The 19,480-nt window shown below is 59.7% G+C and carries 18 protein-coding genes, 1 tRNA gene and 2 pseudogenes; 7 read left to right on the plus strand and 14 right to left on the minus strand.

Translation table 11 applies throughout. The annotated features are described in order from the left end of the window. Nucleotides 1-169: 169 nt before the first annotated feature. The 3 genes and pseudogenes from ACF8E5_RS03705 to ACF8E5_RS03715 form a co-directional block, all read right to left on the minus strand. Nucleotides 170-1,171 (minus strand): annotated as a pseudogene (locus ACF8E5_RS03705) (methyl-accepting chemotaxis protein); the annotation flags it as partial. 138 nt (nt 1,172-1,309) lie between these two features. After that, nucleotides 1,310-1,795 (minus strand): annotated as a pseudogene (locus ACF8E5_RS03710) (MCP four helix bundle domain-containing protein); the annotation flags it as partial. A 407-nt stretch (nt 1,796-2,202) separates the two neighbouring features. After that, nucleotides 2,203-2,388 carry a hypothetical protein gene (locus tag ACF8E5_RS03715; RefSeq protein WP_145254783.1) on the minus strand — a complete coding sequence of 62 codons (186 nt, stop codon included), beginning with the start codon at nt 2,386-2,388 and terminating at the stop codon, nt 2,203-2,205. Between the two features lie 212 nt (nt 2,389-2,600). On the opposite strand from ACF8E5_RS03715, the gene ACF8E5_RS03720 reads away from it, so the two are divergent. Further along, nucleotides 2,601-2,954 carry an SH3 domain-containing protein gene (locus ACF8E5_RS03720; protein ID WP_058637891.1) on the plus strand — a complete coding sequence of 118 codons (354 nt, stop codon included), beginning with the start codon at nt 2,601-2,603 and terminating at the stop codon, nt 2,952-2,954. Nucleotides 2,955-3,611: 657 nt separating this feature from the next. Here ACF8E5_RS03720 and ACF8E5_RS03725 read toward each other — a convergent pair. The 3 genes from ACF8E5_RS03725 to ACF8E5_RS03735 all read right to left on the minus strand — a co-directional run bounded on the left by ACF8E5_RS03725 (nt 3,612) and on the right by ACF8E5_RS03735 (nt 7,426). Beyond that, entirely contained in the window at nt 3,612-5,033 is a 1,422-nt protein-coding gene (locus ACF8E5_RS03725; protein ID WP_326383521.1) for a diguanylate cyclase, read from the minus strand. A 119-nt stretch (nt 5,034-5,152) separates the two neighbouring features. Beyond that, nucleotides 5,153-6,982 (minus strand): SLC13 family permease, encoded by a 1,830-nt coding sequence (locus tag ACF8E5_RS03730; RefSeq protein WP_392474925.1) that lies wholly within the window; start codon nt 6,980-6,982, stop codon nt 5,153-5,155. Nucleotides 6,983-7,135: 153 nt separating this feature from the next. Further along, nucleotides 7,136-7,426, minus strand: a complete 291-nt coding sequence (locus tag ACF8E5_RS03735; RefSeq protein WP_058603420.1) for an RcnB family protein — start codon at nt 7,424-7,426, stop codon at nt 7,136-7,138. Nucleotides 7,427-7,542: 116 nt separating this feature from the next. Between ACF8E5_RS03735 and ACF8E5_RS03740 the strand changes: the two genes are divergently transcribed. Continuing rightward, nucleotides 7,543-7,893: a hypothetical protein gene (locus tag ACF8E5_RS03740; RefSeq protein WP_058637888.1), complete on the plus strand. Its 351-nt coding sequence runs from the start codon at nt 7,543-7,545 to the stop codon at nt 7,891-7,893. 104 nt (nt 7,894-7,997) lie between these two features. Continuing rightward, a complete protein-coding gene (locus ACF8E5_RS03745; RefSeq protein ID WP_145254792.1) occupies nt 7,998-8,819 on the plus strand; it encodes a bifunctional 2-polyprenyl-6-hydroxyphenol methylase/3-demethylubiquinol 3-O-methyltransferase UbiG in 822 nt (273 codons plus the stop codon). Here the strand turns inward: ACF8E5_RS03745 and ACF8E5_RS03750 are convergent, their stop codons facing one another. The 4 genes from ACF8E5_RS03750 to ACF8E5_RS03765 all read right to left on the minus strand — a co-directional run bounded on the left by ACF8E5_RS03750 (nt 8,820) and on the right by ACF8E5_RS03765 (nt 11,977). Continuing rightward, complete coding sequence (locus tag ACF8E5_RS03750) at nt 8,820-9,587, minus strand: SDR family oxidoreductase (RefSeq protein WP_058637886.1); 768 nt, start codon at nt 9,585-9,587, stop codon at nt 8,820-8,822. Nucleotides 9,588-9,624: 37 nt separating this feature from the next. Further along, complete coding sequence (locus ACF8E5_RS03755; protein ID WP_058637885.1) at nt 9,625-10,692, minus strand: phosphotransferase family protein; 1,068 nt, start codon at nt 10,690-10,692, stop codon at nt 9,625-9,627. Nucleotides 10,693-10,892: 200 nt separating this feature from the next. Next, complete coding sequence (locus tag ACF8E5_RS03760; protein ID WP_058637884.1) at nt 10,893-11,210, minus strand: SCP2 sterol-binding domain-containing protein; 318 nt, start codon at nt 11,208-11,210, stop codon at nt 10,893-10,895. 56 nt (nt 11,211-11,266) lie between these two features. Beyond that, the gene (locus tag ACF8E5_RS03765) at nt 11,267-11,977 is read right to left on the minus strand and encodes a histidine phosphatase family protein (RefSeq protein ID WP_078479408.1); all 711 of its coding nucleotides are present in this window, start codon (nt 11,975-11,977) and stop codon (nt 11,267-11,269) included. Nucleotides 11,978-12,176: 199 nt separating this feature from the next. Between ACF8E5_RS03765 and sohB the strand changes: the two genes are divergently transcribed. The 3 genes from sohB to ACF8E5_RS03780 all read left to right on the plus strand — a co-directional run bounded on the left by sohB (nt 12,177) and on the right by ACF8E5_RS03780 (nt 14,114). Beyond that, entirely contained in the window at nt 12,177-13,196 is a 1,020-nt protein-coding gene (gene sohB, locus ACF8E5_RS03770; RefSeq protein WP_196126547.1) for a protease SohB, read from the plus strand. 151 nt (nt 13,197-13,347) lie between these two features. Further along, a tRNA-Cys gene (locus tag ACF8E5_RS03775) sits at nt 13,348-13,421 on the plus strand. A 492-nt stretch (nt 13,422-13,913) separates the two neighbouring features. Continuing rightward, on the plus strand, nt 13,914-14,114 hold the full coding sequence (locus ACF8E5_RS03780; RefSeq protein WP_058637830.1) for a hypothetical protein: 201 nt from the start codon (nt 13,914-13,916) through the stop codon (nt 14,112-14,114). 70 nt (nt 14,115-14,184) lie between these two features. Here the strand turns inward: ACF8E5_RS03780 and ACF8E5_RS03785 are convergent, their stop codons facing one another. Together ACF8E5_RS03785 and ACF8E5_RS03790 are read right to left on the minus strand one after the other, a co-directional pair. Beyond that, nucleotides 14,185-15,072, minus strand: a complete 888-nt coding sequence (locus ACF8E5_RS03785; protein WP_058637829.1) for a LysR family transcriptional regulator — start codon at nt 15,070-15,072, stop codon at nt 14,185-14,187. An 81-nt stretch (nt 15,073-15,153) separates the two neighbouring features. Beyond that, on the minus strand, nt 15,154-16,536 hold the full coding sequence (locus ACF8E5_RS03790) for a VOC family protein (protein WP_078478379.1): 1,383 nt from the start codon (nt 16,534-16,536) through the stop codon (nt 15,154-15,156). Nucleotides 16,537-16,892: 356 nt separating this feature from the next. On the opposite strand from ACF8E5_RS03790, the gene ACF8E5_RS03795 reads away from it, so the two are divergent. After that, nucleotides 16,893-18,152 (plus strand): MFS transporter, encoded by a 1,260-nt coding sequence (locus tag ACF8E5_RS03795; protein ID WP_058637827.1) that lies wholly within the window; start codon nt 16,893-16,895, stop codon nt 18,150-18,152. A gap of 226 nt (nt 18,153-18,378) precedes the next feature. On the opposite strand, the gene trbK is transcribed toward ACF8E5_RS03795, so the two are convergent. Then, complete coding sequence (gene trbK / locus ACF8E5_RS03800; protein WP_392474926.1) at nt 18,379-18,624, minus strand: entry exclusion lipoprotein TrbK; 246 nt, start codon at nt 18,622-18,624, stop codon at nt 18,379-18,381. Between the two features lie 111 nt (nt 18,625-18,735). Continuing rightward, on the minus strand, nt 18,736-19,467 hold the full coding sequence (locus ACF8E5_RS03805) for an SOS response-associated peptidase family protein (RefSeq protein ID WP_392474927.1): 732 nt from the start codon (nt 19,465-19,467) through the stop codon (nt 18,736-18,738). Between the last annotated feature and the right edge of the window lie 13 nt (nt 19,468-19,480).

The following is a 19,480-nucleotide window of genomic DNA, read 5'->3' on the forward strand; positions in this document are numbered from 1 at the left end:
CAGCCCCGGTGAGCAGCCCAAAAGGCACAAATCGTCGCTTTTTTTACAGAAACTCACGACGGCCTTGCTCCGGGGCAGCGGTATTTGCGTCACACAATCGCGCGAATCCCTGCCCCAGGGGCACGGTGCAAGCTTTCCTGGCAGGCCGCATCCCCTCTGTCATCAAGCCCTAGACCTTGAACTTGGCGACCATTGCGTTCAGGTCCACCGCCAGGCGTGACAATTCCTGGGCGGCGGCGCTGGTCTGGTTCGCGCCGGCCGAGGTCTGCATCGCCAGGTCCCGGATGTTCACCAGGTTTCGATCCACTTCGCGGGCCACCTGGGCCTGCTCTTCGGAGGCGCTGGCGATCACCAGGTTGCGTTGGTTGATGGACGAAATGGCCTCGGCAATCGTGTTCAGTGCCTGACCTGCGGATTGGGCGATTTGCAGGGTGCCTGAGGCGCGCCCTTTGCTTGCGTGCATGGCCCCGACTGCAGACTCGGTGCCCGACTGGATGCCTGTGATCATGCTTTCGATCTCGGCGGTCGATTGTTGAGTTCGGTGCGCCAGCGCCCTGACTTCATCGGCGACCACGGCAAACCCACGGCCTGCTTCACCGGCGCGCGCAGCCTCGATGGCAGCGTTGAGCGCAAGCAGGTTGGTCTGGCCTGCGATCGAGCCGATGACATCCAATACCCGGCTGATTTCGTTGGCGCTGGTGGCCAGCTGTTCGATTTCCTGCGAAGTGGTCGTGACATCGCCAACGAGCTGACCAATGGACTGCAGCGCATCGTTGACCCGTTGCTGCCCCTCACGGGTGGTCTGGTCTGCACCTTTGGAGGCATCGGCGGTGTTGACGGCATTGCTGGCCACTTCCTCCACCGCTGCGGTCATCTGGTTCACCGCCGTGGCCGCCTGGTCGATTTCGGCGCTTTGCTGATGCAGGCCGCGGCTGGTGTCTTCGGTCACCGTGAACAGCTCTTCGGATGCCGAGGCGAGCTGGTCGGAGGCGGCAGCGATGCCGGCAATCGTCTCGCGCAGGCTGTCTTTCATTCTGGACAAGGCGTGCAACAACAGCGCGGGCTCGTCACTACCCGTCACCTCGATGACCTGGTTGAGCTCACCCGAGGCCACCCGCTCGGCGACGGCCACCGCTTCGCTCAAAGGCCGCACGATGCTGCGGGTCAGCATGATGGCCAGCGCGATCATCAGTACGATGATGCCGACGATCGTCGCCGTGATAATCGAGAAGGACTGCTCATAGGCCTCAGTACTGACCTGGGAGGCGTTGGTTGCGCCGTTGGAGTTGTACTGGGTCAGCTCGATCAGCGACTTCATCATCGCGTCGGCGTAGTTGGCCAATTCACCATTGATCAGGCGAGTCGCTTCTGCAATGTCGTTTCTGCGTACGGCGTCAAGAATTGCGTCCTGCAACGTATGGTAGGTCGCGCTTCTGACCAGAAATGCGTCGTACAGGGCCCGGTCTCGTTCCTCTGTCGCTGTTGCCTTGTACGTTTCGATTTGTTCCTGGTAGTGCTTGGAAATGTCCGCGATCTTGTCCAGTGTCGCGGCCCTGGCGCTGGGGCTTTCTTCCAAAACGCTGCGCAAGGTCAGTGCTCGGGCGCGGCCCAGGTTCATGCTGACCTCGTCCAGCAGCATGATTGCGGGTAACCATTCGGTGCGCACTTCGTCAGTGGCCTTGTCCATCGTGTGCATGCGGTACAACGATGCCAGCCCCAGGATCAGTACGAGGAGGGCGACCAGCGTGAAGATGACCGCCGCGCGCGTGCCAATTTTCAAGTTCCGAAAATACATGTGTAGCTCCTTGGTGTAGCAATGCTTGCTAGGCTAAGCAAGTCCAGCAGGGTGACCGTGAAAATAAGGCTGCAGCCCTCTCGTTGAAACAGCTATCGGCACCTTGGGCAATAAACTTTAAGAATAAACATAAGCAGTCTACGAACGGCGCAGTCCGCCATCCGATCGCTCAGTTGAGTGACTTTCAGCAAGCAGCGAGCCTATTTATTTCGTTACCGCGCAGTGCTGTTTAGGTAACAATTTATTTCGCATTGATCTGGATCAATCAAATGTTGATCAGATCGACCGCAGGTCTTCGAAGTATTCTTTAACCCAGGTTCGGTTGAAGCAGGCGAGTGCCGGCCTCTTGCTGTGAGCTTCAGGAACCACGGGCAGCCCCGACCCTGTTGGAGGCCGGGGCCAGGGGGCTATTGCAGCGTCTCAGGCTTAAACGCACCCGGTAGTTGTGCCAGTGTGGTTTCGATTCGCGCTATCGATCCCGCCAGTGCGCTCGCTTCTTCGTGCTTGCCTTCACTGCTGAGCTTGTCCCGCTCGCGGCGCAGGTTCAACAGGGTTTTTTGAAGTCGCAACGCCGGCTCATTGTAGTCGTCCATATAGTTCTCTTGACGAAAAGCGTCCTTGCTGTTGTAGGAAAGGCTGACCGTAACAGCTCAGATCCACCCCATAAACTGATCTTTCATACAGCGGAAATGAAGCCTGAGGAAATCTCCTACATTACGCGCCAAATATTCCCACAAAGAGGCCGCAAAGCAGCAACTTCCACAGCTTCTGCTAGGCTCGAAGATTTCCGGCCAAGGAGAGGCCTGTGCATTTCATCGTGATCGAGCGGCATCGCAGTGCTTACCGACGCCCCCTTCGTTTCGCTCAAGGCACGCTGCTGGAAGTGGGCCCGCGTTACGAGAGTGAGCCGGGCATGCGGGACTGGTACTTGTGCAGTTGCACGGGCCAAGAGCCGGGTTGGGTACCGGAGCAGCTTATTGAACGCCTGGATTTCAATCAGGGTAGGGCGTTGGATCACTATTGCGCCCATGAGCTGGATGTGGACCCGGGTCAATTGGTGCAGCAGTTGCATCTGCTCAACGGCTGGCTGTGGTGTCGTCGTCACGGGGATGGGGAGCTGGGATGGTTGCCTGCCGGCAAGCTCCAGCAACTTATATGAACGTAAGCGAACCAGCGGCGGGATGGACGGGTACGAAGGGTGTCTACCCTTCATCTGATCTGCTTTTTTTCTACAAACCTGAATCTGTAACCGTATCAGTGAAAAACGGAAAATGACGTCATTCCGTATCACACTGTCGAGGTTTCAATGAGCAAGCTGGCGCTGTTCCTGGGTGGTTTCCTGCTGTTGACCATCATGATCGGGCTGCTGGGAACCATTCCTCCTAGTTGATCGCATGAGCGTTTCCCTCCTTCCAGCCCGCCGGGTTCCATTGCCCAGGCGGGCTTTTGATTTGTGCCACAGCCCAGCGCTGCTCAACTGTCATTCTTCAAGCCTGGTGTCTTCACAGCCCCCGCTGTGCACGGCTCATTCATTCAAGGGTCGAAGTGGGATAAGTCGTTCTCCAGGCTGGGAAATCTGTCCACAGAAAAAGTGGGTAGGTCTGTGGATAACGTGCTGCAACCCAAGCGCCCGGCGGGCTCCGTTAAATTGAGCAGAAATTGAGCAACATTTTGTCTGGCTTTTGGACTGCCTGATCGAGCGGGGCCGTCGCACAGGTCCTTGCTCAAATCGCCTGAGCGGCCGGCTTGACGTGCCGGCGATAATCTTGATTTGCCGGGTGAAGCTACTGATTTCAATGAGCGCACAGCAATAGGCTTAAATGGCCCGACGCTGCGGCTCAGCTTGCTCCACGCGATTGCGTCCCTTCGCTTTGGCCAGGTACAGCGCCTTGTCGGCACTGGCCAGCAATGCGGTCAGATCAGGAGTCGGCATGCCTTCGTCGCAGCCTGCCAGACCGATACTGACCGTGATCTGCAAACGCTGCCCGGCTTGCTCCACCTGAAGGTCCTGAACGGCACGGCGCAGGCGCTCGGCCGTAAATTGCGCCCTGTCCGGTGCAAGCCCTGGCACGATGATCACGAACTCCTCGCCACCCATGCGCGCGAATACTTCGCCGCTGTGCAACTGTTCCTGCAACGCATCGGCGAACTGGCGCAGCACCTGGTCGCCAACGGCGTGCCCGTGGGCATCGTTGATGGACTTGAAGTGATCGATATCCAGCATCATCAGCGTCAGTGGCAGGAACTGCTGATGCTGACGACTTTCCAGCAGCGCGTTTGCACGCTGGGTAAAGGCGCTGCGGCTCAAGGTACCCGTAAGGTGGTCGGTGGTGGCCTGGTGTGCCAGACGGGCAAGCAGGCTGCGATTGGCCTGGGTCACGCAGGCCACCACCAGCGGCCCCAACACCAACATCGCGATGCCCAGGCGCGCAGACATCAGCGCCGTCACACCCGACTCGCTCTGCGGCACGCTGAAGTGCATAAGGCTCTGGGCAACGGCAACGATCAACGTGCTACCGGCGGTCAGCGTCAACAACGAAACCAGAAAGGGCGAGTACGTCCAGGCACACCACAAAAGGGCGGCGATCGGAAACGCGATGGCGCCCGGGCCGCCGAACGCGATGCTGAACGCCAGCGACACCAGCATGACCAACAGCGGGGCGAGGCGAATCTTCTGGCTCCCGCCCTGCAACAAGGTACGCGCTGCCGGTGCGGTGAGCATCACCGGCAATACCAGCACCGCGGTGGAAAACTGCTCGCTGAACCAGGCCAGCCAGGTGCTGCGCAGGGACTGCTCGAACCAGGGCGCGGCCATCACCGAGGCCAGGCTCGCAGCCACTGAGGCCCCAGCCGCGCAGGCGCCGAATACGCATAGCACCCCATGGGGCGTGCGCATGCGCCGATGCAGGCGCGGCAAGCGCGAAAGCAATTGCCACAGGGTGACCACAACGCCCATGTTGCACAGGTTGAACCACAGCGCCGGCGCCAAGGCACTGGCACAGAGCAGGTCGGCGCCAACCATGGCCAACCACATCAGCACGAACCCGGACACAGTTGCCTGGCGGGGATAGCGCAGCAACACACCTGCCAGTGCGGCATTGACTGGCCAGAACAAGGACAGGGATTCGATCGGGCGAGCCAGGATGCCGCCAATGGTAAGCGCGAAGGTCAGGCTGAACAGTGCGGCGTAGGGCAACAAGCGCGATTGGGCTGGAAAAACCATGGGCTCGACCGGCAAGCGGAAACGATATCCAGGACGACCGCTGAACGCACCTGGGGCAATTGCGCATCAGTGTGTTGTTCCGGCTAGTTGATGTCAATCTGCCCAGCTGGAAGGTTTTGCGCGTGCCGCCAACCTCACAGCCCGAAGAACCACGGCACCATGACCACCGTGACCCCCATCACCAACAGCGTGAACGGCACCCCTATCTTCACGAAGTCCGCAAACCGATATTGCCCTGGGCCCAGCACCAGCGTGTTCACCGGCGAAGACACCGGCGTCATGAAGGCCGCCGAGGCCGCCAGCGCCACCGTCATCGCAAAGGGGTAGGGCGACATGCCCAGCTGCCCTGCGGTCGAGATGGCGACCGGCGCCATCAGCACCGCGGTCGCCGTGTTGGAGATAAACAGCCCGATCACAGCCGTGACCGCGAACAGGCAGGCCAGCATGGCGCTGGGCCCGGCGTCGCCCAGCACATTCACCAGCGCCCCGACTGCCAGGTCTATGCCACCGGTTTTCTGCAAGGCCTGGGCAAAGGGCAACATGCCCACGATCAGGATCAAACTTTGCCAATGGATCGAACGGTAGGCGCTGTTCATGTCGATGCAGCGGCCTGCGCCCATCAACAGGCAACCAATGAGCGCTGCTGTGACATTAGGGACCGCGCCACTGACCATCAAGCCAACCATCACCGCCAGGCTCAGCAGCGCCTGGGGCGCGCGCCGGCGAGCAGGTGCCACCAGATCGACCTCGGCCGGCAAGCTCAACACCAGAAAATCGCGCGGTTTGCCTTGTAGCTGGCGTACGGCCTTCCACGGCCCGACCACCAGCAGGGTATCGCCCAGACGCAGCTTTTCTTCGACCAACTGGTCTTGCACGGCCGCCTGGTCGCGCCGCAAGCCCACCACGTTAAGGTCGTAACGCGAGCGAAAGCCAAGCTCCAGGATGCTCTTGCCGATCAGTTGCGAGCCCGGCGGCAGGGACACCTCGGCCATGCCTACCTCCTGCGACTGGTCGATGAAGTAGGCGGCCTTGAAGTGCAAGGGTTCCAGTTGCATGGTCTGGCACAGGCTGCGCAGATCGTCGCGGTTGGCAAACAGGTCCAGCAGCAGCACATCCCCCTGGTGCAGCACGGTGTTGGAGTCTGGCGCAATAACCCGCGTGGTGAACTTGTGCTGACGTTCAATACCGATGACGTTGGCTCCGTGGCGGGTACGCAGCTCCAGCTCGCCTAGGGTATGGCCGATCAGCGGTGAATGGGGGCGAATGCGCAAGCGACGCTCGCGACCATTGAGCTTGTAGTCCAGAACCAGGTCCAGCAGCGTGCGCCGGGTCTCGACACGTCCGTCCTTGCGCGCCTCGCCATTGAGCCAGTGTCGCGTCAGAAGCATGTAGCCCACACCCAGTACCAGGACCACCAACCCGAAGGGCGTGAAGCTGAAGAACGAGAAGCCTTGTTCACCATGGCGTACCAGTTCGCTGTGCACCACCACGTTGGGCGGGGTCGCCACCAGGCTGAGCATGCCACTGATCAGGCCGGCAAAACTCAGCGGCATCATCAGGCGGCTGGGAGAGAGCTTCAAGCGCGCAGCAATGCTCAGCACGACCGGTATGAAGATGGCCACTACCCCCGTGGAGCTCATGACCGAACCCAGGCCGGCCACCGCGACCATCAGCAGTACCAGTAGGCGCGCCTCGCTGTTGCCTGCCCGTTCGCTCATCCATTCACCGATGCGATAAGCGATACCGGTGCGCACCAAGCCTTCACCGATGACGAACAGGGCAGCGATGAGCACGACGTTCGGGTCGCTGAAACCTGCCAGCGCTTGGTCGATCGTCAGCACGCCCGACAGTGGCAACGCTACGATCACCAGCAGCGCTACGACATCCATGCGTGGACGGTTGATGATGAACAGCACAACGACAATGGCAAGCAGGGCCAGCACCCATGTCAGCTCTAGATTCATCGGGAGAGGTGTTCCTTCACACAGGGCACATGAACAATAGCCGGTAGTGTGCCACCTGAGCGTGTACGAGGTGTTGATGTATTGCAGTGTTTAACGAGGAGAGGCGATGCGGGGGCTTGCTCGGCGGGTGCCTGACACCCGCCGAGCAATGGGTCATTTGACGTGCTGGATGGCCAGAACCACGCCATTGGTCGTTTGTACGAGGACGTAGCGATCGCCCATGCGTACCCAATGGCTTTCTTTTTCCGGTGCCGGCAGGCCCTTGGCTTTCCAGTCCTTGATGGCCGCTTCGTCGCGCTTGTATTGATCCGGGGCTTTATCGCCTTCTTTCAGTTCACGGTTGTGGGTGGCCGAATTCTGCACGCTATCGTCGGTGGACGTTGCTGCAGTGGCGACCATCGGCAGGCAGGGCAGGGCAGCGAGGAGCAGGTAGTGCAGTTTCATGGCGGTTTCCTTGTTGCGTGGTGTTTGTGCTAAGACAGCGGAAGTCGCACCACAATTCACTCGCGTCCATGCCAGTGCTAGAGTCGCCTCCTTCTTAATGATTTAGAGGATGGACCATGCGTGTGATTTTGCCCCTGGCCGCAGCCGTGCTGCTGGTCGGTTGTGCTTCTGCGACCATGGATGCGGCCCGCAGCGGCCAACCCACTACGCACATGAACTCGCGCAAGGCGCCTGAACGCGTTGCCCAGTGCATCCAGTACGGGTGGCAGGAAGAGCGCGTATTCGGCCAGGACGCCAGCGGCTACCTGGAGCCGCGCAAGCAAGGCGGCTTTACGGTTTATACCCGCGAGGCCGAGACGTTCGTCGATGTCTACCCGCAGGACGGCGGTACGCGTATCGATTACTACACACAGAACGACAACGGAGTCTCGTTGCAGCGCCGGGCGGCGGCCGCAACCTGTCTCTGACGGGTAACGTGCGAGCCAGGGCTTTACACTTTTTTGCATCAGAACGCTGCCAGGTGTGTGGCATCGGCCGCTAGACTGCGGCATCGCCCATCGAGGATGTCGACGTGAACCCTTCATTACAGCTGAACCAGGCCAATTGGGACGAGCGCGCACCGCTGCACGCAGCCTCACAGGACTACCAGTTCGATCAGTACGTCCAACACCCTGCGCACCTGTCACAGACAGTTCAGTTCGACCTGCCGATGCTGGGCAATGTCGAGGGGCTGAGAGCGGTACACCTGCAGTGTCACATCGGCACAGACACGCTCTCGCTTGCCCGGCTGGGCGCCGATGTGTGCGGCCTGGACTTCTCTGCGGCCTCCCTGGCGCAGGCCAAGCGGCTGGCGACCCTGTGCGCTATGCCCATCGACTACCATCAGGCCGATGTGTACGCCGCAGCCCAGGTGTTGCCAGCAGGTACGTTCGATCTGGTCTATACCGGCATCGGCGCCCTGTGCTGGCTGCCCCGTATCGCGCCGTGGGCACAGACCGTGGCGGCCCTGCTCAAACCCGGCGGCCGGCTTTTCTTGCGCGAGGGGCACCCCATGCTCTGGGCGGTCAATGAAAGCCATCAGGACCGCCTGCAGCTCGACTATCCCTATTTCGAATGCGAGCAGCCAACTGTATGGCAGAGCGACGAGACCTATGTGGCCACCTCGCAGCGATTAGCGAACACCCAAACCCATGAGTGGAACCACGGGCTGGGCGAGTTGATCACCGCGCTGATGGCCAACGGGTTGCAGCTCACAGCGCTGTTAGAACACCAAAGCGTGCCATGGGAAGCGCTGCCGGGGCAAATGGCCAAGGGCCCGGACGGGGAGTGGCGGCTGCGCGAGCAACCGGCCCGCCTGCCGCTGAGCTATACCCTGACAGCCGTCAAAGCCTGATCAGGACAGGTAGCCACCGTCCACGTTGAGCGCCGCCCCGGTCGTATAGCTGGAGGCGTCGCTTGCCAGGTACAGCACAGCCCCGGCCATTTCCTTCGGGTCTGCCACGCGCTTGAGGGGGATTTGCTGTAGCGCGGTATTGAGGATGGCCTCGTTTTTGACCAGTGCCGATGCAAACTTGGTGTCGGTCAGGCCCGGCAACAAGGCATTGCAGCGAATCCCGAACTGCGCACACTCCTTGGCAAACACCTTGGTCATGTTGATAACCGCCGCCTTGGTCACCGAATAGATGCCCTGGAACAGGCCAGGTGAAACGCCATTGATCGAGGCCACGTTGATGATGCTGCCGGCGCCGTGCTCGCGCATCAGCTTGCCTGCTTCCACCGACATGAAGAAATAGCCGCGAATGTTCACATCCACGGTTTTCTGGAATGCCGCCGGATCCGTGTCCAGCACATTGCAGAACTGCGGGTTGGTCGCGGCATTGTTCACGAGGATGTCCAGGCGTCCGAACTGCTCGCGTATACCGGCGAATACCCGCTGGATTTGCTCCAGTTCGCCGATGTGGCACGCCACTGCTGTGGCCTTGCCGCCGCCAGCGATGATGGCATCGGCAACGTGTTGGCAGCCCTCGAGCTTGCGGCTGGAGACGATCACATGTGCACCTTGCTGCGCCAGCAAGTGTGCAATCGCTTCGCCAATGCCTCGGCTGGCCCCGGAAACAAAAGCGATCTTGCCCTGAAGGTCGAACAGGTGGGTCTGCGGCATGCTGCTGGTCCCTTGTTGTCGTAAGGTGCGTTGGTGATCAAAGGCTGGACTTGGCAATGACTTGCAAGGTCATCTGCTCCAGCAGCCGGTTCATGTGAATGAATTGGGCGAAACGCTTGTCCTGGGTCTGGCCATGGAAATAACGGAAGTAGATCTGCTGGACGATGCCGGCCAGACGGAACAGACCGTAACAGTAGTAGAAATCGAAGTTGTCCAGGTCGATGCCTGCACGCTCGGCGTAATGGTCCACGAACTGGCGCCGGGTAAGCATGCCCGGCGCGTTGCTCGGCTGACGACGCATCAGTTGTACCGGCGCCGGGTCGTCTGCCTGGATCCAGTACGCCAGGCTGTTGCCTAGGTCCATCAAGGGGTCGCCCAAGGTGGCCATTTCCCAGTCCAGCACGCCAATGATGCGCATCGGGTTGTCGGCATCCAGGATGACATTGTCGAACCGGTAGTCGTTATGCACGATTGCAGGTGTGACGTGGTCGGCAGGCATTTTCTCGCGCAACCAAGTTTTGACCTGCTCCCAGCGCGGTGCGTCGGGGGTCATGGCCTTGTCGTAGCGGCTGGCCCACCCTTCTATCTGGCGTTGCACGTAACCGTCCGGCTTGCCCAGGTCGCTCAAGCCGCAGGCGCTGTAGTCCACGCGATGCAAGTCCACCAAGCGGTCAATGAAGCTTTTGCACAACGCCGTGGTGCGTGCAGCATCGAGGTTAAGTGCAGTGGGGATGTCCGAGCGCAGAATGACCCCTTTGACGCGCTCCATGACGTAGAACTCACTGCCGATCAGGTGGGTATCGGTGCAGTGCGCATAGGCCTTGGGGCAGTAGGGAAACCCATTGTTGAGCTGGTTGAGAATACGAAACTCACGCCCCATGTCGTGCGCCGACTTGGCTTTTTGCCCGAACGGCGGACGGCGCAAGACCAGTTCTCGGTCAGCGTATTTGACCAGGTAGGTGAGGTTGGACGCACCACCCGGGAACTGGCTGACGGCGGGCGCACCGGTCAAGCCGTCAATGTGCGCCTTGAGGTAGCGGTCGATGGCTGCCAGGTCAAGCTCCTCGCCGGAACGTACTTGCGTGGACTGGTCGGTGAGCGTCATGGGTTTTCCTTATTCTCGATCACTCGGACTATTTTGCAATCTAATGCTTGCGCTCGGTTGGGACAAGCGTCCCAGGTCGCTATTGGCCAGGGTGTTGCCGGTCGATCAACGCCTTTGATGCTTGCCGTGCCGGTAAGCGCCGGACCAAAAAAAAACCGAAGCCTCATGGGCTTCGGTTCAGGGTCATCCAGGGATGCTGCTCAGGATGGGAACAGTTCGCTGAGCTTCATCGACAGCATCATGTCGCCTTCCACGCGCAGCTTGCCGCCCATGAAAGCCTGCATACCGTCGGTTTCGCCGCTGACGATGCCCTTGAGTGTTTCGCTGTCCATTACCAACGTGCAGTTGGCGTCCGGGTTCTCGCCTTCCTGCAGTTCGCAGGTGCCGTCCTTGACGATCAGGGCGTAGTGCTTGTCTTCATCGGTGATGTTGAAGCCGAATACCAGGTCCAGGCCTTGGGCAGCGGATGGGTTGAATTTCTCTTGCATCTTTTTGACGGCATCAGCTACGGAGGTCATGGCGCATTCCTTATAGAGTGATTTTCACGTCCCCGCAGGGACACAACAGGCCGGGCTCACCGGTAGGTGATGAGCTCCGGCGTCCTCAACAGTTGCACATGGGCTTGACTGTTGAAAGAAGCCAATGCCACGTCGCGGCCTCTGAACTTCAATTGGCTCAGCGACGTGTTGATTATCTGCCAGTTCAAGGCAAATGCCTGATCCGGGGTAATGCCTGAAACCAAGTGCAGCAAGGCGGCAATGGTGCCACCGGAGGTGAAAATGGCAATGTTGTCGCCACTGCCTGCGCTGTCCAGCACGCGGTTCAGCCCCTCGCGCACGCGGGCAGTGAACGCTTCCCAGGTTTCCAACTCGTCGCTGCCATGGGTTCCTGAGTGCCAGCGTTGCACCATCAGCGCGAACAGGCGCTGAAACTCGCTGCGGTGCTGCGCGACGTTGCTCAGGATGGCTGGCGCGTTGGGTTCGTCTATCGACAAACCAGGCAACAGCGCACGGATCACCCCATCGGCGTCGAATTCGTTGAAAGCCGCGTCGGTCTCAACAGCCGGCACGGCGTTGCCACCGGCCTGCATTGCTTGAAGGGCGAGGCGGGCAGTGTCCTGCTGGCGACGCAGATCACCTGCCACACACCGCTCCAGCCGTACCCCTAGCTGAGCAAGGTGCTCACCCAGCGCCTGACTCTGGCGCACGCCAACGGGCGACAGCACATCGTAGTCTTGTGCGCCGAAGGAGGCCTGGCCGTGTCGAATCAGGTAGAGGTTGCCCACGAACGAACGCTTCCGCCATTGAAGGTTGCTGCTGAGGTTAGGGTGCGGTGCACGGCGCTGTCAACGAAAAACATACAAGCGTTTGAAAAGGTCGTTTGAAAGGTATTGCCAGCGTTTACATCCCCTGGCAGCGCTTTAGGTGCACCGGTATGCTTGTACCATTCACGCGCCCTCTGGCGCAGCTATCGAAGGAGTCACCGTGGAGTTTCTTGCCGAATACGCAAGCTTTCTCGCCAAAACCGCCACCCTGGTCATCGCTGTTCTCATCGTGCTGTCGGCCATTGCCGGCTTGCGCGGTAAAGGGCGGCGCAAACCGGGTGGGCAATTGCAGGTTACCCGCCTGAACGCGTTCTACAAGGACCTGCGCGAGCGGTTGGAATCAGGCCTGCTCGACAAGGCTCAGCTCAAGGCGTTACGCAAGCAGCAGGCCAAGACCGAAAAGAAAACCCGCAAGGACAAGGCAGAAGAAAAAGCCAGGGTCTTCGTGCTCGATTTCGACGGCGACATCAAAGCATCTGCAACTGAAAGCCTGCGCAACGAAATCACCGCACTGCTCACCCTCGCCACCCCTCAAGACGAGGTGGTACTACGCCTGGAAAGCGGGGGCGGGCTGGTACATAGCTATGGCCTGGCTGCCTCCCAGCTGGTCCGCATTCGCCAGGCCGGCATCCCCTTGACGGTGTGCATCGACAAGGTGGCTGCAAGCGGCGGATACATGATGGCCTGCATTGGCGAGAAGATCATCAGCGCACCTTTTGCTGTGCTCGGCTCCATCGGGGTAGTGGCACAGTTGCCCAACATCAATCGCCTGTTGAAGAAGCACGACATCGATGTCGAGATGCTGACTGCCGGTGAATACAAGCGCACCCTCACCGTGCTGGGTGAAAACACCGAAAAGGGCAGGGAGAAGTTTCAGGAAGACCTGGATGTGACCCATCAACTGTTCAAGGACTTCGTCGCCCGCTACCGTCCCCAGCTGCCTATTGATGAAGTAGCCACCGGTGAAGTGTGGCTGGGTATTGCAGCCCTGAACCGCAAGCTGGTGGATACGTTGCAGACCAGCGATGAATACCTCAGCGAGCGTGCGCGCAGTGCCAACCTGTTCCACCTGCACTTCGCAGAGCGCAAGAGCCTGCAGGAGCGTATTGGCATGGCGGCCAGCGGCACCGTGGAGAATACGCTGGTGGGGTTATGGAGCAAACTTGGCCGCCTGCGCTAACACCTTGAACCTGCTGAAATTTTTTTTCGTTCAGGGGGTTGCACGGTTAAGTGAATGTAGACATAATGGCGCCCATCGAAACGCAGCAAGCTTTAAAGGTGCGGTGTTTCGGGGAGATAGCGAAGCGTAAGCTGCTAGATCCTGACTTTGAGGCCGAGTAGCAAAGTGGTTATGCTCCGGATTGCAAATCCGTCTACGCCGGTTCGATTCCGACCTCGGCCTCCACCATTCGAAAGCCCCGCAGCCATTTAGGTTGCGGGGCTTTTTTAATGCCTATGGGTTTTGCCCTTCGGTTGCCATGGGTCGGATGTTGTTATTCATACCCAAGCCCGTGCGATTAAAAGAGCAACGTTGGAACCCAGCATGATGTGGGCTTCTTCGCTTCAAGCGGCAGAATTTCCCCGAGGCGTGCCCTTTGTTTCGAGTCATGAAAAGAAAAATCTCAAGGGCGCTGCGAAAGTGGGTCGTTTACCTTGTACTTGCAGGGCTGGCAGGCAACTCCAGTCGAGTGTTCGATCACTTGTCCGCCTTGAAGCCCTGGCGCGTGGCCAAGGGCTTTGCGGCGTTTCTCATGACGACCCTGTAATACTGCTCTGCTGGCGCAGTGTGTCTACCCTTCAAACCAGTCACTGGCCGGCAGCGTTCACGTCTGGTCATTGGCTAAGGGCCCATGATGTAGCTAAGGTTCAGTACTCACCCCGCCCAAGGAAAACGCGCATGTGGTGGATCGGCCCCGAAAAATCCAGGTTCAAGATTCAGCGACGCATATCGGCCGTGGTTCTGGTATTGGCCGTGTTGTATCTTGCCACTCAAATCGAAGCGTACATTCATGGCCAAGCCCCCCTGACAGACGTGCTGGGAGGGCTGTTCCTGACCGCGCTGGGTGGCGGCATGCTTTACATGGCGGACAGGTGGTAACCCCGGTCATGTAAGGTGGCTGACTGTATCTGCAACATCGAAGGTGCATGAGATCCGGACGTAGGTCCGCTCAAGGCGTCTGCTCGCACACCCAGTCCACGAAATTGCGAATCTTCGGTGAATCGTGACTCTGGGTCGCATAGGCCACGTAATGAGCATCCGGGCTTGGTGCATAGTAGTGCAGGGGGATCAACAAGGCCCCGCGCTGCAGTTCTTCTGTCACCATGAACCTGGGTACCAAGGCCACACCCAAGCCTGCGATCGCCGCGCGAATACACAGGTCGAAGGTGTCGAACTGCGGGCCCCTGTAGCTGTTTCTGGACGTCATTGCCTGGGCACCCAGCCAGTCATGCCAAGCCTCGGGTCGCGAAACGCACTGCAAGAGCGTATGGCTGTGAATGTCATCGATAGCCTTCAGCGGCCGGTGCAGCAGCAGAGCAGGGGCGCACACGGGCACGACGTCTTCGCGAAACAGCTCGACGCATTGGGCGCCGGGCCAGGTGCCGCGGCCATAGAAAAATGCAACGTCCGCCTTGGCCTGCAACAGGTCGAATGGCTCCAGCTCATTGCGCACGCTTAGCCGTACGTGCGGGAACGCTGCGCTGAAGGCCGGCAACCGAGGAATCAACCAGCGCGAGCCGAATGTCGGTTGAGTTGCGATTCTCAAGGTTTCTGCCTGGCCATCGAACGTCAGGATGAAGCGCGTCGAGATGTCCGTCTGGCTCAGAATCTTGCCAACTTCGCTCAGGTACAGCTCGCCCACGGCGGTCAGTTGCAAGCCGCCACGCAACCGATTGAACAGCCGGCGCTGCAACATCTGCTCAAGCTGAGCGACCTGCTTGCTGACGGCGCTTTGCGTCAGGTTCAGTTCACGGGCAGCGAGGGTGAAGCTGGCATGACGGGCAGTGGATTCAAAGCACTGCAGCGACATCATGGACGGAAGCAATTTCTTGTGCATGGCTTGCAGGCATCACCTAAAACTATGGCCAGGCAGGCCGGACGAGCCGCCTGGGCCAGGGCGGCTGGGCGGTCGGCCAATCTATGCGCTGGTCGCCGGGATTTCAAGCGCGTGCAGGCAGGACGCGATGGATTGCGCCTGGGCCTGGGCGTACAGAGTCGTCTCGTCGATCACGCGTGCACCCAGTGCTGCCTCCAGCTGCTGCTGGTTACCTTGCGTCATGGCCTCGGCTTTGGCGCTGTCGCCGAGGTTGGACTGAAAGATCCCGGCGGCGCTCACAGGCAGGAAGTCCTCATACACCAATGGCTCGAAGCCGACTGCACCTTGTTCGATCAGTGCTTCCAGATTCGTCCCACGCGCTTTGGTCGCATCCCTCACGTAGTAACTGAAGTAAGCGAGCTTGTGCGTGCGCAGCGAGGCGTAGTCGTCAGGAAAAGCGCTGAATACTGTGTTGAGTATGTGCGCGTACTGCTCAGCGTTATCTGCGCATGGTGCTGCGCCCAGGGCTTGCCGGGCTTGGCTCAACAGCCGGTCATACAGCGCCTTGCCCGCAGGTGTCAGCGCCGCGCCTCGTTGCTCGATTTCTCCGAAGCGAGCCGTGTGATGACCCGGGGCTCCATCACCACCAGCGAAGGTCACCGCTTCCTGCAAGGCCTTGAAGCTTGTCTGGCGCAACAGGATCGGGCATTGGCGCGGCGGTGGCCCTTCGATGACTGCCTTGGGGGTCATGCCGCGCGAACGCATCTGGGCCTGCGCGCGGTCGATGTCGAGCGTGCGGGGCGTAAGGTGGTTGATGTGCGGCCCACGAAACGCCACCACGTCAGCGATCAGGCGATGCTGGTCATGCAGAGCGCGGTATTGCTGGGCACTGACCGTCGCGCTCTGGTGCCAACGAAAGGTTTCCAGGGCCTCTTGGACGAACGCTTGAGCGTCCGTATCGGTAAGCCCGCCGTCACGTTCGTGGCGATCGATGAACGCCATTACACCAGGGGTGAAAATGGTCCGCGCGTTCAGCAACTGGCAGGCCTGTTCACGCAGTTGTGGGTCTTCGATCAATTCGAGCCGCAACAGCGAGGTGAACACCCTGAACGGATTGGCGCGCAGCGATGCGGCCTCGATCGGTCGGAACGCAGTGGCATGCACCGGCACGGCGGCGATGCTCAGGTCGTAGTAGCCGACTGGCGACATGCCCATGACCGCGAACAGTCGGCGCAAGCCTCGCAGTTCCTCGGCCGTTCCAACACGGATAGCGCCATGGCGTTCCACGCTCAGGCGTTGCTCGTCCCCACTGCTACGCAGTCGTTCTGCCAACGCGGGCTGGGCGGCCAGGGTCTGGGTATTGACTTCGGCGACCAGGTCCAGCAAATCGCCATACAGCGGTACCTCCTGCTTGTACATCGCTGACAGGGCGCTACTGAAAAGCGCGCGGATTGCGTCGGGGTGCATGAAACGGACCGGGTCCATGGTGAGCCTCCTGGGAAATTCGAGGCCTGCATTGATCACGGTGACGCGCCGTCCTGGCAAACGAATTAACCGAATCGCTGCCTGACTTTTTCGCATGCCTGGCCTCAGGTACATGCACCTGCTGTACCACGGCATGCCGAGTCGTCAGCGACAGCGGCTTGCGCCTTGCGCCTTGCAAACCAGGCCATTCCTATCGGGAATGCAGGCCCGACATTTTTTCGTTTGCGTGAATACAGGTTTTACCGCAGGTTGTGACGGCCTTTGGCGGTGGGCTGTGCCCGCCGCTCGCGCTGTTGCCGCAGCGCCGTGTAGTGCCGGAACAGGCACGCCGTAACCCGCCATAATAAGGATAAAACATGCACAACCCTAACCCCGCCGGGGTCACCGCCGCGTCCACCGAGCGGACCTGGATCACAGCCTTCGTGTTTTGCTTCCTGACGATGGTCATTGATGGCGCCGATGTCATGATCCTGGCCTATAGCCTGGCCACGCTCAAAACGGAATTCGGCCTGACTGGCCTGCAGGCTGGCATGCTCGGCAGTTGCACCCTGGCCGGCATGGCTGTTGGGGGCATTTACGGTGGTTGGGCGACCGACCGTCTCGGGCGGGTACGTACCGTGGTGCTCAGTGTGCTGCTGTTTAGCCTTGGTACGGGACTGTTGGGCTTTACCGAGAACTATGTGCAGTTTGCGATCATTCGCTTTGTCTCGGCCCTCGGCCTGGGTTCGGTGTACGTTGCATGTAATACACTCATGGCCGAGTACGTACCTACCCGGTTTCGAAATACCGTTCTTGGCAGCCTGCAAGCGGGCTGGTCGGTCGGCTATATCGTTGCAACGCTGCTCGCTGCCTGGATATTGCCAAGCTACGGCTGGCGCACGTTGTTCTTCGTGGGCGTCACGCCGGTGATTCTGGCCGTGCTGATGCACAAGATGGTGCCGGAACCTTCTACCTGGACCCGCCTGCAGAGTGCTGATCGCGCAGAGCGCAAGGCGCGTGAGCGCGTAGAGGGCGGCAAGTACAAACAGATCTTCGCCAACCCTAATGCCGCAAAGATGTTCGTCCTTTGGTCACTGACCGCCGGCTTCCTGCAGTTCGGTAACTACGGTGTCAACAACTGGATGCCCAGCTACCTGGAAACCGAGCTGGGCATGGCGTTCAAGCAGATGACCACGTTCCTGGTCGGCACCTACACCGCTTCGATCCTCGGCAAGGTCATCGCCGGCATGGCGGCGGACAAGTTCGGGCGGCGCAAGGTGTTTGCCGCTGGTTGCCTGGGCACGGCGCTGTTCCTGCCGATCATCGTGCTGTTCAACCAGCCGGAAAACATTCTCTGGCTGCTGATTGTCTTCGGCTTCCTCTATGGCGTGCCTTACAGCGTCAACGCCACGTACATGACGGAAAGCTTCGAGGCCAAGTTCCGTGGCTCTGCGGTTGGGGGTGCCTACAATATCGGGCGTATTGGTGCAGCGGTCTCGCCGGCTGCCATTGGCTTCTTCGCCAGCCAGGGCTCGATCGGTGTCGGTTTCCTGATCGTCGGTGCTGCGTATTTCCTTTGCGGCATGATTCCGCTGCTGTGCATCCGCGAGAAACAATTCGACCCGGCTCGGGAATGATCGGTGATAGCCGATAGGGGCGGGGCGCTTGCTAGGCAAAGCTTGACTCACGTTTTGAAGAAATGACCACGTGCATTCACCGCTTTCGCTAAATGTGTGCCGTACGCAAAAGCCTGTGAGTCCTGAGTCCGCCAGAAAACGCCGTCTATAAAAGCGGCGTTCGTGTTCGGTAAGCTTGACGATCCTGGGTTAGATCACCGTATCTGCAATTATCTGGACCAGCTGATCAGTACTTGCCCTTGGGACTTTTCTCGAACTTCCATTCCGTCATTTTTTTCGCTGCCAGGAAACTCTCGCAGTTGGCAATGAATTCCTTGCGCTTGGCTTCTTTTGACAAACTGGCAAGGTTTTTTTCGTACAACTGCGGGCCACAGTTGTCTGCCGTTGGCTCGGGCACTTTTTCTTCGGTGCAGCCTGCCAGCAGGGTAATCAACCCAACAAGCGGGAGGAGGTGGGAGCGTTTGCTGTCCATGACGTAATCCTTCGTCGGTCTCTTTCAAAGTGCGTGCAAGCTGTTTGTTACCCAGCCTGCGGGTGCGCAGCCTATCAGGCCAGCTGTGTTATTTGGCTAGCACACCCCCGCCTAACGTTCTATTCGGAACTCGAGATCACCCTGCCTGCTCTCTTTGGCAATCGGCCTTATCAGTTGCGCACCCTGATTACGAACATTGCCAACGGCTTTGTCGACCGGATGCCAGCGAAAGTCAGTGGCCGGACGGCAGCCTGCCGTCACGATCGCCTCGGCGCGCTGCGCTGAAGTGGCAGGGTCTAACCACTCCCTGGCAAGGTGCGGTGCCAAAACCAGGGGCTTTCGGTCATGAATATCGATCAAGCCTTGGTCAGCGGCTGCCGTGATGATCACGAAACCATCGCGCTCGTCCGGTTCAAGGGTCTGGTGAACTTCGGCAAGCGCGGCAAAGTAGAGCGGTGCACCGTCGGCACTGGTGATGTAGTAGGGTTGCTTGCGCTTGGGGTTTTGCGCATCTGGCAGCCATTCAAACCAGCCATTGGCGGGGGCGAGCGCTCGTGCATGTGGCCAGAGACTCTTGAAGAACTTGCCCGTGGTTACGGTTTCGGCCCGGGCATTGATGGGGTCGAGTCGCTTGCCTTTGGCCCAGTGAGGCGACCATCCCCACTTCACTTTGTCTACATGCAGGCCATCCTCAGCCTGGCGTATAACTTCGACACGGGTAGAAGGCGCCACGTTATAGCGATCAATCGGTTCATGGTCATAGCCGTTGATCACGACCAGATCCAGCGCCAGTTGTCGCAAGTAGTGATCCATCGACTCGTAGATCGAGTAGCGTCCGCACATGTATCCACCTCTC

Origin of the sequence: Pseudomonas sp. WSY_20 (genome assembly GCF_043104335.1) — a bacterium.
Taxonomy (GTDB): domain Bacteria; phylum Pseudomonadota; class Gammaproteobacteria; order Pseudomonadales; family Pseudomonadaceae; genus Aquipseudomonas; species Aquipseudomonas parafulva_B.